At 74.1% G+C, this 14993-nt stretch carries 13 protein-coding genes; 4 read left to right on the forward strand and 9 right to left on the reverse strand.

What is annotated here, in order from left to right:
- Positions 1–338: 338 nt before the first annotated feature.
- The 4 genes from ACZ434_RS12330 to ACZ434_RS12345 all read right to left on the reverse strand — a co-directional run bounded on the left by ACZ434_RS12330 (position 339) and on the right by ACZ434_RS12345 (position 6086).
- Positions 339–1598 carry a PucR family transcriptional regulator gene (locus tag ACZ434_RS12330; protein WP_468454631.1) on the reverse strand — a complete coding sequence of 420 codons (1260 nt, stop codon included), beginning with the start codon at positions 1596–1598 and terminating at the stop codon, positions 339–341.
- Positions 1599–1740: 142 nt separating this feature from the next.
- Complete coding sequence (locus ACZ434_RS12335) at positions 1741–4452, reverse strand: helix-turn-helix transcriptional regulator (RefSeq protein ID WP_468454633.1); 2712 nt, start codon at positions 4450–4452, stop codon at positions 1741–1743.
- A 211-nt stretch (positions 4453–4663) separates the two neighbouring features.
- The gene (bdeA, locus tag ACZ434_RS12340; RefSeq protein WP_468454635.1) at positions 4664–5566 is read right to left on the reverse strand and encodes a bis(hydroxyethyl) terephthalate hydrolase; all 903 of its coding nucleotides are present in this window, start codon (positions 5564–5566) and stop codon (positions 4664–4666) included.
- Between the two features lie 325 nt (positions 5567–5891).
- Positions 5892–6086, reverse strand: coding sequence for a hypothetical protein (locus ACZ434_RS12345; protein WP_468455290.1), 195 nt, complete (start codon positions 6084–6086; stop codon positions 5892–5894).
- Between the two features lie 156 nt (positions 6087–6242).
- Between ACZ434_RS12345 and ACZ434_RS12350 the strand changes: the two genes are divergently transcribed.
- Entirely contained in the window at positions 6243–6425 is a 183-nt protein-coding gene (locus tag ACZ434_RS12350; protein ID WP_229846694.1) for a hypothetical protein, read from the forward strand.
- Positions 6426–6526: 101 nt separating this feature from the next.
- On the opposite strand, the gene ACZ434_RS12355 is transcribed toward ACZ434_RS12350, so the two are convergent.
- The 3 genes from ACZ434_RS12355 to ACZ434_RS12365 all read right to left on the reverse strand — a co-directional run bounded on the left by ACZ434_RS12355 (position 6527) and on the right by ACZ434_RS12365 (position 11224).
- Complete coding sequence (locus ACZ434_RS12355; RefSeq protein ID WP_468454638.1) at positions 6527–8212, reverse strand: hypothetical protein; 1686 nt, start codon at positions 8210–8212, stop codon at positions 6527–6529.
- Between the two features lie 136 nt (positions 8213–8348).
- Positions 8349–8840, reverse strand: a complete 492-nt coding sequence (locus ACZ434_RS12360) for a hypothetical protein (RefSeq protein ID WP_468454640.1) — start codon at positions 8838–8840, stop codon at positions 8349–8351.
- On the reverse strand, positions 8837–11224 hold the full coding sequence (locus ACZ434_RS12365; RefSeq protein ID WP_468454642.1) for a molybdopterin oxidoreductase family protein: 2388 nt from the start codon (positions 11222–11224) through the stop codon (positions 8837–8839). Before ACZ434_RS12365 ends, ACZ434_RS12360 begins: the two co-directional genes overlap by 4 nt.
- A 228-nt stretch (positions 11225–11452) precedes the next feature.
- On the opposite strand from ACZ434_RS12365, the gene ACZ434_RS12370 reads away from it, so the two are divergent.
- Positions 11453–12274: an SAM-dependent methyltransferase gene (locus ACZ434_RS12370; RefSeq protein ID WP_468454644.1), complete on the forward strand. Its 822-nt coding sequence runs from the start codon at positions 11453–11455 to the stop codon at positions 12272–12274.
- A 54-nt stretch (positions 12275–12328) separates the two neighbouring features.
- Here the strand turns inward: ACZ434_RS12370 and ACZ434_RS12375 are convergent, their stop codons facing one another.
- Together ACZ434_RS12375 and ACZ434_RS12380 are read right to left on the reverse strand one after the other, a co-directional pair.
- Positions 12329–13249, reverse strand: coding sequence for a helix-turn-helix domain-containing protein (locus tag ACZ434_RS12375; protein ID WP_468454646.1), 921 nt, complete (start codon positions 13247–13249; stop codon positions 12329–12331).
- A gap of 156 nt (positions 13250–13405) precedes the next feature.
- Entirely contained in the window at positions 13406–13636 is a 231-nt protein-coding gene (locus ACZ434_RS12380; RefSeq protein ID WP_468454648.1) for a DUF397 domain-containing protein, read from the reverse strand.
- Between the two features lie 147 nt (positions 13637–13783).
- On the opposite strand from ACZ434_RS12380, the gene ACZ434_RS12385 reads away from it, so the two are divergent.
- Both ACZ434_RS12385 and ACZ434_RS12390 read left to right on the forward strand, forming a co-directional pair.
- A complete protein-coding gene (locus ACZ434_RS12385; RefSeq protein ID WP_468455292.1) occupies positions 13784–14368 on the forward strand; it encodes an ATP-binding protein in 585 nt (194 codons plus the stop codon).
- Between the two features lie 29 nt (positions 14369–14397).
- Complete coding sequence (locus ACZ434_RS12390; RefSeq protein ID WP_468454650.1) at positions 14398–14943, forward strand: hypothetical protein; 546 nt, start codon at positions 14398–14400, stop codon at positions 14941–14943.
- Positions 14944–14993 lie beyond the last annotated feature (50 nt).

The raw sequence follows: 14993 nt of genomic DNA on the forward strand, positions 1-14993 counted from the left end.
GGTTCGGGGGAAGGGGAGCCCACGACAGCACGGGGGCGGGTGGGTGGTACAGCGTTCGGCGGGGGCTCGCTGCGGTGTACCAACGGGGGTGGGCGGGGGTTGTGCGGGTGCCCAGGCCCTGGCGGGGGCGGGGGGCTGCCGGCCGGTCGGGGCAGGCGGGGATGGGGGCACGGGTTCGACCGGCCGGGCGGGGTTTCGCGGTGCGTGATCGGCGGCGTCGGCGTTGCGGTAGGGGAGTTCGCCCCCGCCGCCCCTTCCCGTCCCGTCCCTGGGGGCTTCGCCCCCGGACCCCCTTCGCGCAGTTCCCCGCGCCCCTGCGGGGGATCAGCCCCGCGCCCCTAAAGGGCGAGGAGGGTGCGGGCTGTCAGGGCGAGGCTTACCTCTACGAGGTCGGAGGGGCGGGAGAGGGAGCGGCCTGTGAGCTGTTCGTAGCGGCGGAGGCGGTTGAGGACGGTGTTGCGGTGGCAGTACAGGCGCCGGCTCGCCCGCTGGGCCGAGCCGTCGCAGGCCAGCCAGGTGGCGAGGGTGTCCAGCAGGACCTCCGCGTCGGCGGGTTCGAGGTGGGCCAGCGGGCCCAGCAGCCGTTCGGCGAGGGCCGCGCCGAGTTCGGGGCTCGACACCACCAGCGCGGCCGGGAGGTGTTCGGCCAGCCGGACGGTGCCGCCCGACTCCGGGCACAGGGCCAGCGCCGTGTCCGCCAGCCGCCGCGCCTCGCCCACGGCGGCCAGTCCCTCCACCGCGCTGCCGATGCCCACCCGTGCCCCGGGTGGCTGTTCCTCCCGCACGATCGGCTCCTCACCGTCCTCGACCAGAACGATGCCGTAGTCGGCGTCCACACCGGTGTGCCAGTGCACGCGCACACCCGGGGCGAGCGCCGCCTGGGCACCCGGACAACCGGCGAGCCTGCCGCCGGCGGCCGCGACGACCACGTACCGCCCCTGCTCCGGCAGCGCCAGCGCCCGCGCGGCCTCGGGCAGGTCGGCGATCCTGCTCGTGCCGTCCAGCAGGGCCCCGGCCAGCAGGCGCACCCTGTTCTCCCTCCGCCAGGCCAGCTGGCGTTCGGTCTGCCGGTAGGCGTCGGCGACGAGCGTGCAGTGCTCGTCGACGAAGTTCCACACGTCGGACGCCACGTGCACCAGCAGCCGTACGTCCTCCGGTGCCGTCCGGGACGTCTCGTCGACCAGGCCCTGCCACACCAGTGAGCCGCCCAGCCGGAAGGCGTGCAGCAGCGCGTCCAGCGGCAGCCCCTGTTCGGCGCGGGTGGCGCCGATCTTCCAGGAGCAGCGGCGTGCCCCGTCCCGGGCGCCCCGCGGATCGAGCAGGGAGGAGATGCTGTGCCGCAGCGAGCGGTGCACCTCCTGCCAGGTCGCGGCGGCGTCGCCCTCCACCGCGGTGCGGTAGGCGGGCTCCTGCTCCTGGAGCACGGCGATCAGCCGGTCGGTGAGCTGCGGCAGGTCCTCCAGCAGGACACGGGCCGCCCGGTGCAGCACCCGCAGCGCGTCGGCGTCGATCAGCGACCGCACGCGCCGGGTCCGCGGGCTCGGAGCGGGCATGGGTCCGGGGCGAAGCAGGGTACGTGGCCGTACGGCGTGTTGCATCGCGCATCTCCCCCAGGGTCGGCTTCCCGGCGGTGCCCGTGCGGCGGTCCCCCCGCCGGCGCCGGGCCGGCCGGGGAGCCCATGGGCCGGCCGCCACCGGACTCGTCCTGCCCCGAAGGATGGCATACCGTCCGGTCGGTCCCTAGAGCCGTGCACCGGTCTTTTCCGCGTGTTCGACCAGTCGGACAAGCTCGACCCGGGAACGGACGCCCAGCGTGGCGAACACGTTCCGCAGGTGGTAGTCGACGGTGCGGGTGCTCACGGACAGTCTCAGGGCCACCTCCCGGTTGGTGGCGCCCTCGGCGACACACCGCGCGATACGCAGTTGCTGCGGGGTCAGCCGGGACAGCTCCCCGGCCCCGGTCCGGGCCGGGGCCGCGCCTCCCGCACGCAGTTCGGCGGCGGTCTGCTGCGCCCACGGATGCGCGCCGCACCGCTCGAAGCCCACGAGGGCCGCTGCGAGGCGGGCCCGTGCCTCGCGCAGCCGGCGTCTGCGTCGCAGCCATTTGCCGTAGAGGAGTTCGGTGCGTGCCCGCTCGAAGTCGCCGGGCGTGTCCTCGTGGCGGTGCAGGGCGCTCAGGTACAGGGTGTCGGCCGCCTCGGGGGCGGCCAGCAGCGCGCGGCACCGCAGGAGCAGCGCGGGGGCCTGCGGGTCGGCTCCGCAGGCGGTCCACAGGGCGAAGTCCTCGACGACCGCCGGGGCGTGCTCGGGCCGGCCGGCGAGCGCGGCGGCCTCCACGAAGCAGGGGACGGCCAGCATCCACAGGGCGAAGTGGCCGCGCCGCGCACCGGGGAGCACCAGCGGGCCGAGCCGCTCCGCGGCCTCGCGGGGGCGGCCGGCGCCGAGGTCGGCGCGGGCCGCGGCCCACTGGGCGAGCGTGGCGGCCTGCGCGAGGCCGTGCCGGCGGGCGGTGCGCAGGGCGGCCGCCGCGTGCTCGGCGACGACCTCCTTCTCGCCCTCGATCGACGCGGCGAGCGCCAGCACGGCGTGGTGGTGGGCGGCCGTGTTCCGCTGCCCGGTCCGCGAGGCCGTGCGCAGGCCCTCCTCGGCGTGGGTACGGGCGAGCTGGTGGCGGCCGGCCCGGAGTTCGGCGTAGGCGAGGTACTCCAGCGCCCTGGGTTCGAGGGCGGTACGGCCACGGGTCCGGGCCGCCGCCAGGGCCCGTGCGCCGGCGCGGCGGGCCGCGGTCACCTCCCCGAGCATCAGCGCGGCGGAGGCGGACCGCAGCAGCCGCTCGGGCTCGTCGCCGCACAGCCCTCGCGCGACCACCCGCCCCAGGGGTGCGGCGGCCCGGTCGAACCGCCCCAGCAGCACGGCCCGCATGCCGTCCCGGTGGTCACCCAGCACGTCCTCGTGAGGTGAGCCGGCACCGCTCCCCTCCCGCCCGGCCCCGGACGCCGCCCCGCGGGCGGAACCGGATGGCGGTTCCGGGGCGAGGACCTCCAGGCAGGTCGCGGGGTCGCCCGCCGACCAGGCCGCGTCGGCCGCGCCGAGGGTTGCCGTGGCGGCGGCCTCCCCGTCGGTGGCGGTCAGCAGCGCGGCGGCGAGCAGGAAGGACTCACGGGCGTCGTCCACCGGTCCGTCGGCCAGGAGGACCGCGCCGCGCAGGAGTTCCGCACCGCCGCGTGCCGACGGCGGCGCCGGACGGCCGCGGACCGCGTCGAGCAGGCGCAGGGCCTCGGACGGGTGGCCGGCGAGGAGGGCCTGTTCCGCGGCGGCGGTGCGGCGGCGCGCGCGCTCGGTGTCGTCCGGGGTGAGATCGGCCGCGCGGGTGAGCGCCCGGCGGCGCAGGGCGGGTGCGAGCGCGGGGTCCGCCGCCGCTCGCGCCAGCCGGTCGGCGAGGGCGGGGGCGCGGCCCGTGACGGTCCATGAGCGGTGCAGCAGCGCGAGGATGCCGTCGGGGTCCGGCAGCGCCCCGGCCAGCGCGCGGTGTGCGGCACGGCGTCGCCCGGCGGAGGCACCGGCGTACACGGCCCGCCCCAGCAGCGGGCTGTGGAACCGGAGCCGGTCCCCGGCCCTGACCAGCACCTCGGGCAGCGGCCCCCCGGCGCACGCCCCGGCGGCGCGCAGGACGAGACCCGCGTCGGCGTCCGGCTCCCCCGTCGCCCGCAGGGCGGCCGCCGCCGTCAGCAGCAGCACGGCCCGGTCCGGCGGTACGCCGGTGAGGCAGCCGCCGACGGCACCGGCCAGGGCCTCCGCGTCGGCCGGCGGCCGGGGCAGCGCCCGGTCTCCGGTGAGCTGGGCGGGCGACAGCCGGCGGACCAGCGCCAGCAGCAGCGCGGGGCTGCCCTCCGCCGCCGTCACCAGCTCCTCGCGCACGGCGGGGTGGACGGCGCCGTCCGTCACGTCGTCGACCAGTCGTGCCGCGTCCCCGGCCGCGAGCGGGCCGAGCCGCAGCAGGGGCAGCGCCGCCAGCTCCCGGTCGACGGGCCGGTGCCCGGGAACGGTGAGGAGCAGCCCCGCCCGGAGCCCCGCGGAGTGCGCCCGCGCGGCGGCCCGGCCGAGTGCCGCGCGCGAGGCCGAGTCCCACAGGTGCGCGTCGTCCACGCACACCAGGAACGGCCCCGTGCGGGCAGCCGCGCGGAGGGCGTCGAACAGCGCCTCCCCCATCGCTCCGGCCCCGGCCGCGGGCACGGGGCCACAGCGGCCGGCGGCCCGCAGCAGGGCCCGCGCGCCGTCCGGAGGCCGTACGTGCCACACCGGCCCGGTACGGAAGGAGCGCGCGGTGTGCTCCAGGAACGCCGTGCGGCCGCACCCGGGTTCACCGGTCACGACCCGGACACCGCCGCCGGTGCGGAGGGTGTCCAGCAGCTCGGAGATCACCTGCCGCCGCAGGATCGTCTGTCCGGTCATCTCCGGGACCTTACTCACGCGTAAGGTCGGGTGGAAGGAACGCGTCCATGCCTGGGTGAACGGTCAACTGCCGGTTCACCAGCGGCTCTTCCCGCCCGGCCGGCCGGGCGGAGTGTGCCGCGGCCCAAGCCGGCGGGTGTGCGGCGGTGCCCCCGCACAACGCCGGCGGCGGCCCGCGCCGTACGCGGACCGCCACCGGGTGCACGGAACGTCAGGAGGTGTGCGGGCAGTTGCCCCGGGACTCCGCGATCGTCAGGCTCCGCTGCGGCAGCGGGCACAGGAACTTCTCGTAGCGGGTGTCGTTGTCGATGAACCGCTTCAGCCAGGACACGCTGTACTTCGCGATCGTCGTGTTGGACGAGTTGGGCGTGAAGTGGCCGGCGCCGTTCAGCTCCAGGTAGGCCCGGTCCAGGGAGGAGGGCAGGCCCGTGTAGAGCGGCTCGGCGTGGCTGGAGACCGGGGCGATGGTGTCGCCGTCGGCGCCGAAGATCAGGGTGGGGGTGCGCACCTCGGGCCAGGTCTTGTCGAGGTTCCAGGGTGTCAGCGGGATGGCGGCCTGGAGCGAGGGCCGGTCCTTGGCGGCTTCGAGGCTGCCGCCGCCGCCCATCGAGTGGCCCATGACGCCGAGGCGGCTGCTGTCGATCCGTCCGCGCACCGCGCTGCGCTGGGTGAGGTAGTCGAGCGCGGCGAGCAGCTGGTCGCCGCGGGAGGCGGGCTGGTCGAGGGTGGTGTTGGTGTCGATGGTGAAGACGACGAAGCCCTGGGAGGCCAGGCGCGGGCCCAGCCAGGCGATGGAGGACTCGTAGGCCGTGAAGCCGGGCGAGACGGCGATCGCGCCGAAGGTGCCGTCGGCGGTGCTGGTCGGGTAGTGGATCGTGCCGCCGCCGAAGCCGGTGACGGAGAGCGAGGAGACGGAGAGGTCCGACACGGCGTAGGGGCCGCGCGGTGCCTCGATGCTCGATTCGGTCGGTGCCGGGCCGCGCTCGTAGGGGTTGTCCGCCGCGTGCGCGCCGGGGCCGCCGAGGGTGCCGAGGGCGACGACTGCGGCGAGGGCCGCGGTCAGTCCGGCGAACCGGCCGGACGTGCGCCTGCGGGTGTGGGGGTGCTGCTGCACGACGAGTGGTCCTCTCTGTCGCGGCGGACCGCCCGGCCGGCCGGGGCACGGGATCATGGAGCGGGATGGGGGCCGTGCCCGGCCGGGGGCGCCGCCGATGGACTGGCGGTGCCACTGTCGGAGAGGAGGGGGCCGGTGCGGACCGGCAATCTCACCGGTCTCGTGCGCCGCGCCGTGCGTGCGCGGCGAAGCCGGCCGCACACCCGGTGTGCCGGGGAGAAGCGGGGGTACACGGACAGGCGCGGTCACCGTCGGAGTCGGCGCCGACGGTGACCGCCGTGCGTGAGGGCGCGGATCCGTTCAGGGGTGCCCGGCGGGGGTCGCTTCAGGCCGCGTCGTAGACGTGGGCCCGGCCGCCTGCCCACCGCACCCAGGCGGGATCGTCCAGCAGCCGTTCGCCGTCCGGCAGTCCCGCGCGGCGCAGGAACTCCACCACGTCACGGTCGGAACCCGCGAGGCCGACGATCTCGCCGCGCACCGTCACCCGGCGCCCGCCCGAACCGAGCGGCGGGTGCACCACGATCGGCGCCTTCTTCACCCCTCCAGCATCCGGCCGCGGCGTCCGTCATGCATCCCGGCCCCGGATGTCACCCGACCGGCCCGCCGGACGAGCGGTCCGGGCCCGGTCCGTGCTCGTATGGGAGCGGCCTCCATGCCTACCCGGAGGGAGCTGGGAATGCACGAGATGTGGTGCGGTGCAGACACTTCGGGGGAGCCGGTGTGGCATGTCCTCACCCCGGACAAGACATCGACACTGTGCGGAGTGGACAAGGAGGAGGAGTCGCCGCGGCGTGACACCACGGACCGGCACTGCTTCTCCTGCATGCAGTCGTTCCAGGCCGTCGTGGCGTCCCGCTGAGGGCGACGGCGCGCAGGGTTCGGCCCCGACCGGCTGCCCGCCGGGGACGGGACCGCTGCGGACCGGCCGGTCCGCAGCGGTCGCGTCCCCGGCGGGCCCGCTCAGTGACAGGGGTGACCGCCGGCGGAGGCCGCCGGCCGGGCGGTCCCGGTGCGGCAGAAGCAGGACGCCTCCACGGGGACGTCCGCCAGCGCGGCCGCCTGGGTGAGCTGCCGGGCGACGATCGCGGCCTCTCCGGCCTTGCCGCCGCGCAGCAGGCACTCGTGGAACCCGTGCAGCGCCCAGACGTTGTTCGGGTGCTGCAGGGGCCTCGGCAGGGTGGCGTCCAGTCCGAGGTCCGCGCGGTAGACGGCCTCGGCCTCGGCGACGCGGCCCTGCTCCAGGAGCAGCGCCCCGTAGGCGTGCCGGGTGGGCTGCATCCAGCCCCAGGGTTCGTCGTAGGGCAGGTTGTCGTCCAGGTGGACGGAGCGCTCCAGCGCGGCGAAGGCGGTGTCGTACTCGCCCTTGCGGTAGGCGAGTTCGCCGTCCAGCATCGCCGACGCGATGGCGAGGACGTCGTGGCAGGTGTTGTTGAAGAGCATCCGGGTGCCGGGTACGCGGCCGACGGCGGCGCGGAACTCCTCGCGTTCGGCCTCGGCCCCGTCGGTGGCGCCGGTGGCGGAGAGGGCGACGCCCCGGGCGTAGTGCAGCATGGCGGTGGTCACGCAGTACAGGTCCGGATCCTCGGGGAACGGCAGCGCCAGGATGTCGTCCCAGCGGCCGAAGCGGATCAGGACGTGGAAGCGCATCGCCAGGAATCCCTCGAGCCAGTCGGCCATGGGCGGGCTCTGCACCCGGAGCAGTTTCTCGGGGATGGCCTCCTCGAGCCGGGCCGCGGCGTCCAGGGCCACCTCCGACTGACCGGCGAACATGGCGCCGTAGATCCTGAAGTGGTGGTTGTGGGCGCGGTAGAGCGTGTAGAAGTTCATGGCGCCGGCCCGCCGGAGGTACTTGTCGTCGGCGGCGACGGCGAGGGTGTTGTCCGAGACGACCCGCCGGTAGTCGCCGCACAGCACTTCCAGGTGTGACGGCATGTGGTGCAGGTGCCCGGCGTCGGGCACGGCTCCGCGCAGCCGGTCGGCGACGGTGAGGGCCGCTTCCGGGGTGGGGGACATCTCCATCAGGTGGATGTACAGGTGCAGGACGCCCGGGTGCCGGTGGCCGGCGTCACCGGCGAGCGCGCCGTCGAGGATCTCCTTGGCCTCCAGCGTCCGGGCGCCGTCGGCGGGGCGCCCGGTCCCGAGGTCCCACAGCTGCCAGGGGGTGAGGTTCATCAGGGCGTCGGCGCACAGGACGGCCACGTCGGGATCGCCGGGGGCGCTCTCGTACACGGCGAGCATCCGGTCCGCGTACGGCTCGTTCCACACCGAGCAGTCGTCCGCCGCCCGTGCCTGGGGGTAGCGGGCGCGCAGCGCCTCGACGAGGGCGCGTTCGACGGGGGTGGCCCGCGCGGACTTCTCGTGGGCCAGTTCCACCGCCCGGTGGGTGCGTTCGACGGTGCGGGCGAGTTCCTCGCCGTCGAAGGCGTCCCAGGGTTTGTTGTAGTTGGGGCCGAGGGCGTAGGCGATGCCCCAGTGGGCCATGGCGCAGTCCGGGTCGGCTTCGGCGGCCTTCTCGAAGCAGGCGACCGCCTCCTCGTGGTTGAACGCGTACGTCCACATCAGCCCCCGGTCGAACCAGAGTTGGGCCGTGGCGGAGGAGGTGGTCACGGGCCGGCCGTAGGGGCCGAGGTCGTAGTAGTCGTCCATGGGTGCCTGCCTCCCGGAAGCGGACGGGGGCCGGCCGCTGCTGCGCCGGCGGCGGACGCCCCGCGGGGACGAAACCGACGATAGCGGGGCACAGGCGCTCGCGCAGGCGTCGGCGCGGATCCGGCCGCCGGTGCGCTCACACGCTGACGAGGAGCTGCGGGGACAGCACCTTGATCATCGTGTTGGTCCAGCGCATCTGGCGCAGGGTCTGCGGGTGGCAGGCGGAGACCAGCGCCAGGAGATCCCGGTCCCGGGTGGCCTGCGCCGCCTGGGCGAGCATCTCCCAGTGCAGGGAGTTGCCCGCGGCGGCCAGATGCAGGTCCCGCAGGTCGTGCAGGAGGAGCAGACCGGTCTCCGGGCGGCGGCCGAGGGCCTGGGACGCCTTCTCCCGCAGCGCGGCGAGCGCGCCGGGCGAGGGATGCTCGCGGGGTCCGGACAGGTCCAGCCCGTGGTCGCGGCCGAGGGCGGCGAGCCGTGTGGCGTGTTCCCTGGACCAGCGGGCGACGTCGGTCGCGACGTGGTGGAACTCGTGCTCGACGCGGTGGCGTTCCGCGGCGGCCAGCAGGTCCTGTTCCAGGTCGCGTTCGCCGTTGTGCAGGGTGCGCAGGGTGATGCCGACGCCTCTCATGCCGTGCCCCCCGCCGTCTCGGTGGTGTCCGTGCCGGTGCCGCGGCGGGAGACCAGTGTCATACGGGCCGCGGACGTCTTGAACAGGGGTTGTTTGGAGAGCGGGTCCCAGTCGGTGATGGTGGTCTCGTTGGCGGCGCGGCCGGGGCGGTCGTCGGGCGGCCGGTGTCCTTCCGGGGTGTCCCAGTAGCCGTAGTGGAACGGCACGAAGACCACGCCGTCACGGATCGCGGTGGTCCGCAGCCGGGCCCGCATCGCCCCGCGCGCGCTCGTGACCTGGACCAGGTCGCCGTCGGCGAGGCCCTGGGCGGCTGCCTCCGCCGGGGAGATCTCGGCCCACACGTCCGGCGCGGCGGCGTCGAGCTCGGGTGCGCGGGCGGTCTTGGTGCGGGTGTGGAAGTGGTACACGGTACGGCCGGTGATGAGCTGGAGGGGGTACTCGGGCGAGCTGTCCTCGTGGGGCGGGAGGTACTCGGCGGCCTTGATCACCGCCTTGCCGTCCGGGTTGAGGGAGCGGTACTCGACCGGGGTGACGGTCGCACCGGTCACCATGTCCTTGCCGTAGCTCTCGCACGCGTCGGGGTGGGCGTAGGTGATGCCGTCGGTGTAGAGGCGCGCGGTGCCGTCGGGGGCGTCCTCGGTGCAGGGCCACTGGATGCCGCTGCCGTGCCGCAGCTTGTCGTAGCTGAGTCCGGTGTAGTCGCAGGGGCGTCCGGCGCTGCACCGCTGCCAGGCGGCGAACGCGCCCTGCGGGTCGCGCCAGCCGATCAGCGGGCCGCCGTCCTTGTCGCGGAAGTCCATGCGGGCGGCGAAGTCGAGGAAGATGTCGAGGTCGGACCGGGCCCCGCCGGGCGGTTCGACGGCCTTCTCGGACAGGTGCACGGTGCGGTCGGTGTTGGTGAAGGTGCCGGTCTTCTCGCCCCAGGTCGCGGCCGGCAGGACGACGTCGGCGAGCTGGGCGGTCTCGGTGAGGAACAGGTCCTGCACCACCACGAAGAGGCGTTCCTGCGCGAGGATCGACCGGATCCTGGCGAGTTCGGGCAGGGAGACGGCCGGGTTGGTGCCGGTGATCCACAGCATGCCCAGCGAGCCCTGCTCGGCGTAGCGGAAGATCTGCATGGCGTGGGTGGGCGGGCCGTAGTGCGGGATGGCGTCCGGCTCGACGTTCCAGATCCCGGCGAGCTCCGCGACGTGCTGGTCGTTCTGCCAGTTGCGGAAGCCCGGCAGGTCGCCGTCGGCTCCGCATTCGCGGGTGTTCTGGGCGGTGGGCTGGCCGTTCATCTGGAGCAGCCCGCAGCCGGGGCGGCCCAGCATGCCCCGGATCAGATGCAGGTTGTTGACCTGGACGGCGGCGGCGGAGGCCTGATGGGACTGGTAGACGCCCTGGAGGACGGTGGACAGCAGCCTCCGCGCGCCGCCGAGCAGCTCGGCCGCCCGTTCGATCTGCGCGGCGGGGACGTCGCAGATCTTCGCCGCCCACTCGGGGGTGCACGGCTCGACGCGCGAGGCCAGTTCGTCGAAGCCGACGGTGTGCGCGCCGAGGTAGTCGCGGTCGATGCGGCCGGTACGGATGATCTCGTGCAACAGGGCGTTGAGCAGCGCGACGTTGGTGCCGGGACGCGGGGCCAGATGCACCTCGGCGCGCTGGGCCACGGGGGTGTACCGGGGGTCGACGCACAGCAGCCGGGGCGGATCGGAGCCCTCCAGGCGGTCCAGGATCCGCATCCACAGCACGGTCTGCGTCTCGGCCATGTTGTGTCCGAACAGCGCGATGGTGTCGGCGTGGTCGATGTCCTCGTACGAGCCGGGCTGGCCGTCGGAGCCGAAGGTCTCCTTGAGGGCCTCGGCGGCCGTCGCCGTGCACAGCCGGGTGTTGCCGTCGAGGTGGTTGGTGCGGATGCCGGCGTGGGCGAGGACGGCGAGGGTGTAGTACTCCTCCAGGAAGAGCTGGCCGGTGGTGTAGAAGCCGACGGAGCCGGGGCCCCGTTCGTCCAGCAGGCTCTTCGTCCGGGACGTGATCCGTTCCATGGCGGTGTCCCAGTCGGACTCCACCAACCGCCCGTTCTCCCTGACGAGGGGCCGGGTGAGGCGGTCCGGTGAGTGATTGGCCTGCCAGCCGTAGAGGTCCTTGGGGCCGAGCCGGCCGCGGTTGACCCGGTCGACGGCGCGGCCTCGGACGCCCACGATGCGTCCGTCGCGCACCGCGATGTCCAGCGCGTCGCCGTTGGAGTGCAGGATGGAGGCGGAGCGCGCCCACCGCTCCACGTCCTCCTCCGCGAGCCCGTCCGCCAGATGCGTGTCGGTGCGGACCGGCCACGGCGTGCCGGGCGCGTAAGGAGTGCGTGCGCCCCAGGGGTTCGCGATCCGGTCCGGCGAGCTGTCCACGGTCCTGCCTCCCACGGAATCGACGTCGCCCCCGCGGGTACCCCTTCCCCGAACCACCAGACACTCACACCACGCTACCGAACGTGCACCCTCCGTAGTAACGCGCGCGGGCGTCCGCCATTCCTTCGAGCGCTTTCGCCGACGGGCTGGCACGGGCCGCGCGGCCCTCCCTAGGATGTATTTCCTGTCCAGCCAGCCCAGTTGGCGCGGTACTCCGCAGGGGGAACGATGCACACCGGTAAGCAGCTGTCCACCGAGATCGACGCCACCGTGCCGACAGCCGCACGCATGTACGACTATTACCTGGGCGGCAAGGACAACTACGCCGCGGACCGCGCGGCGACCGAGGAACTCGACAAGGTGGTGCCGAGCACCCGCCGTCTGGCGCTGAACAACCGGCGCTTCCTCCAGCGGGTGGTCCGCACCCTCACCCAGGAGTACGGCATCCGGCAGTACCTGGACCACGGTTCCGGCCTGCCCACCCAGGACAACGTGCACCAGATCGCCCAGCGCATCGACCCGACCGCGCACGTGGTCTACACCGACAACGACCCGATGGTGCTGGTGCACGGCCGGGCGCTGCTGGAGCAGGACGAGCGCACGGTCGTGATCCAGGCCGACATGCGCGACACCGACGGGATACTGGGCCACCCGGAGACCCGGCGTCTGATCGACTTCTCGGAGCCGGTCTGCGTGCTGTTCAACTCGGTCTTCCACTGCATCCCGGACAGCGACACCGACGGCCCGCTCGCCGTGGCCCGCCGGGTGCGTGAACATCTGGCGCCGGGCAGCTTCATGGTGATGTGCCAGCTGGTGAGCGACGACCCGGAGGTCCGCTCGTTCGTCACCGACTTCATGGACCGGGCGACCCAGGGGCAGTGGGGCCGGGTGCGCGAGCGGAAGGACGTCGAGACCTACTTCGAGGGTCTTGAGATAGTGGATCCCGGCCTGGTGGAGGTGTCGACCTGGCGTCCCGACACGGAGGTGGCGCCCCGCCAGCTCAGCCACGAGTGGATCGAGTTCGGCGGTGTGGGCCGGCTTCCGCTGTAGCCGGGGTCGGCGGCCTCCCGGGGCGGGCGGCGGACGGTCCCGCTCCGGCCGGTGCTACGGGGTGGCGTAGCGCTCCTCGATCGTCCTGCGCAGCAGCTCCAGGGAGTCACGGGGCTTGAGCGCCTCGTCGGCGAGACGGTCCAGCGCGATCCGGTACTCCTCCGTCTCGTCGCGGTCCTCGAGGAAGTTGGCGCTTCTGATGTGCTCCAGGTAGACCACGTCGGGCAGGTCGAGCCCGCCGAAGCGCAGATAGGTCACCGGGATGGCGGGGGCCGACGCGTTGGTCACGTCCAGCGGCACGATCTGCACCGTCACATTGGGCCGCTCGGCCGTCGTCACCAGGTGCTCGAGCTGCTCGCGCATCACCGCCTTGGAGCCCAGCACGCGCAGGAGGACCGACTCGTCGATGACGGCCCACAGCTGCGGCGCCGCCTCACGCCGCAGCAGGTCGGCGCGGCGCATGCGCAGTTCGACCCGCCGCTGCACCTCGCCCGCCGGGGCGTTGGGCAGGCCCCGCTCGACCACGGCGCGCGTGTAGGCGGCGGTCTGCAGCAGTCCGGGGACGTACTGGATCTCGAAGGTGCGGATGGTGGCGGCGGCCTCCTGGAGACCGACCAGGCGGTCGAACCACTCGGGCATCAGCCGCTTGTCGTACCGCTGCCACCAGCCCGGCTCTCCGGCCCGCCGCAGCAGTTTCAGCAGCACCGAGGCTTCGTAGCCGTCCGTGCCGTACAGCGTCAGCAGCGCCCGGACATCGCTCTCGGTGGGCGGGCGGCGGCTCTTGCCGGACTCGATGCGGGACAGCTTCGCCCCGCTGAAGCCGACGGAGCGCGCAGCCTGGTCCTGGGACAGCCCGGCGTCCTCCCGGAAGCCTGCCAGCTGTACGCCGACCAGCATCTTCAGCAGGGTCGGCGCGGGCTCGGACCTGTCCAGATAGGGTTCCAGACGGGAGATTCGATGCGACGCGGCGGACATCCTGACTCCCAGCAGACCGGCACAAGGGCGATTCACACTATCGCATCTGACAGTGCCTCACCGCATCGGCGCGGGGAAGTCCCGCGGAAGTAGGTGGTTGAACTCCGTTTCACCGGCGCCGCCCCGGGGCGGCCGGCACCGGCTTCCCGGAAGTCCTCAGACGAGGTGGTCGAACTCGCCGTCCTTCGCGCCGGCCAGGAAGGCCGCCAGCTCCGCGGCCGTGTAGACGAGGGCGGGACCGTCGGGGTCACGGGAGTTGCGCATCGCGACGCCGCCGCCGGTCAGCGGGGCCACCTCGACACAGTTGCCCTCGGCATTGCTGTGCCGGCTCTTGATCCAGCGGGCGTCCAACTGGCTGGCCCGCACTCCGTTCCGCACTCCTGGCACCGCTGTCTCCCTGCTGTCCGCGTTCCCCGCGCCCGGCTACCCTCCGCGCATGGCGAAAAATCTCGCGCAATTTCTCGTGCAATTGCACGCGAGCGCTGTCAGCGTGGATAATAGCCGTGGCGTCAACCTCCGTGTAGACGCCCAGTCCTGACGTCGCATCGAGGAGATGCCGTGTCATCACCTGCGTTACCCGTGCTCCGGCCGCCGACCGCGGCGGCGGCACGGGCGGGCGGCCCCGGCACGGTCCCGCCCTCCCCCCACACCCCGTTCCCCGCGATGCCGTACGAGGCCCCCCGTCCGGAGCCGGAGACGGTCCGCGCGGCGTCCGCCCCGGTGGCGCTGCGCATCCCGTGCAGCCGGGAGGGCCTCGCCCGCGCGCGGTCCTTCACCCGGGACACCCTGTGCGCCTGGTCGCTCGGCCACCGCTGCGACGACGCCACGCTGGTGATGACCGAGCTCGCCGCCAACGCCGTCACCCATGCGGCACCGCGGTGCGCGGACGTGCCGGACGTCCGGCTGGGGTTCCGGCTGGAACCGGCACACGTGCTGCTCACCGTCTCCGACCCCGACGACCACCCGCCCGTCCCCGCTCCCGCTCCCGGCTCCGGTCTCCAGGAGCACGGCCGGGGGCTGCACATCGTCGACGCGCTGTCCGAGACGTGGGGCTGGACCCCCGCGGCCCCGGCCGGCAAGACGGTGTGGGCCCGGTTGTCCACCCACCCGCCCATCTGACACGACTGCCGCGGAAAGGCACCCACGCCATGCGCAGCGCTTCGACACAGCAGCCGAGCAGCGAGCGCCCTGTGCGCCACACGTCCCCCACCGGAGTGGCACGGACCACGCCCCTCACGGCGGTGTCCCGCGTGCCGTGGGCCGAGATGCAGGACTCCACCGGATCGGCGGCCGCCATCCCCCTGCTGCTCAACGGCATCGCCTGGGGGGACCCGGCCACGGCCCTGGCCGCCCTGGAGGATCTGCGGAAACGGATCTGCCAGTACGGCTTCGTCACGGAACAGGCGACCGCGGCCACGGTCCCCTTCCTCTGGGAGCTGGCCCAGCTCCCCCACGTCACCTGCCGGGCCCGGATCATCCAGCTCCTCAAGGCCATCGCCGACGCCCGGCAGTGGGAGAGCACCGCCGCCGCGTATCCCAAGCTGCTCAGCCGGCGCGAGAACCCGGTGGTGTGGGAGCGGGCCGCCCGCCAGGCGGTGCGCGCCCGGCGCGGCGACCTGGACCGGCTGCTCGACGAGCCGGACACCGAGATCGCCCGGGCCACCACGGAACTGGCCCGCGCACTGGCCGACTGAAGCCCGGGCCGCTCCCGAAGCGAGCGGCCCGGCCGGGAACGCGCGCGACC

The organism is Streptomyces sp. NPDC030893 (assembly GCF_055571535.1).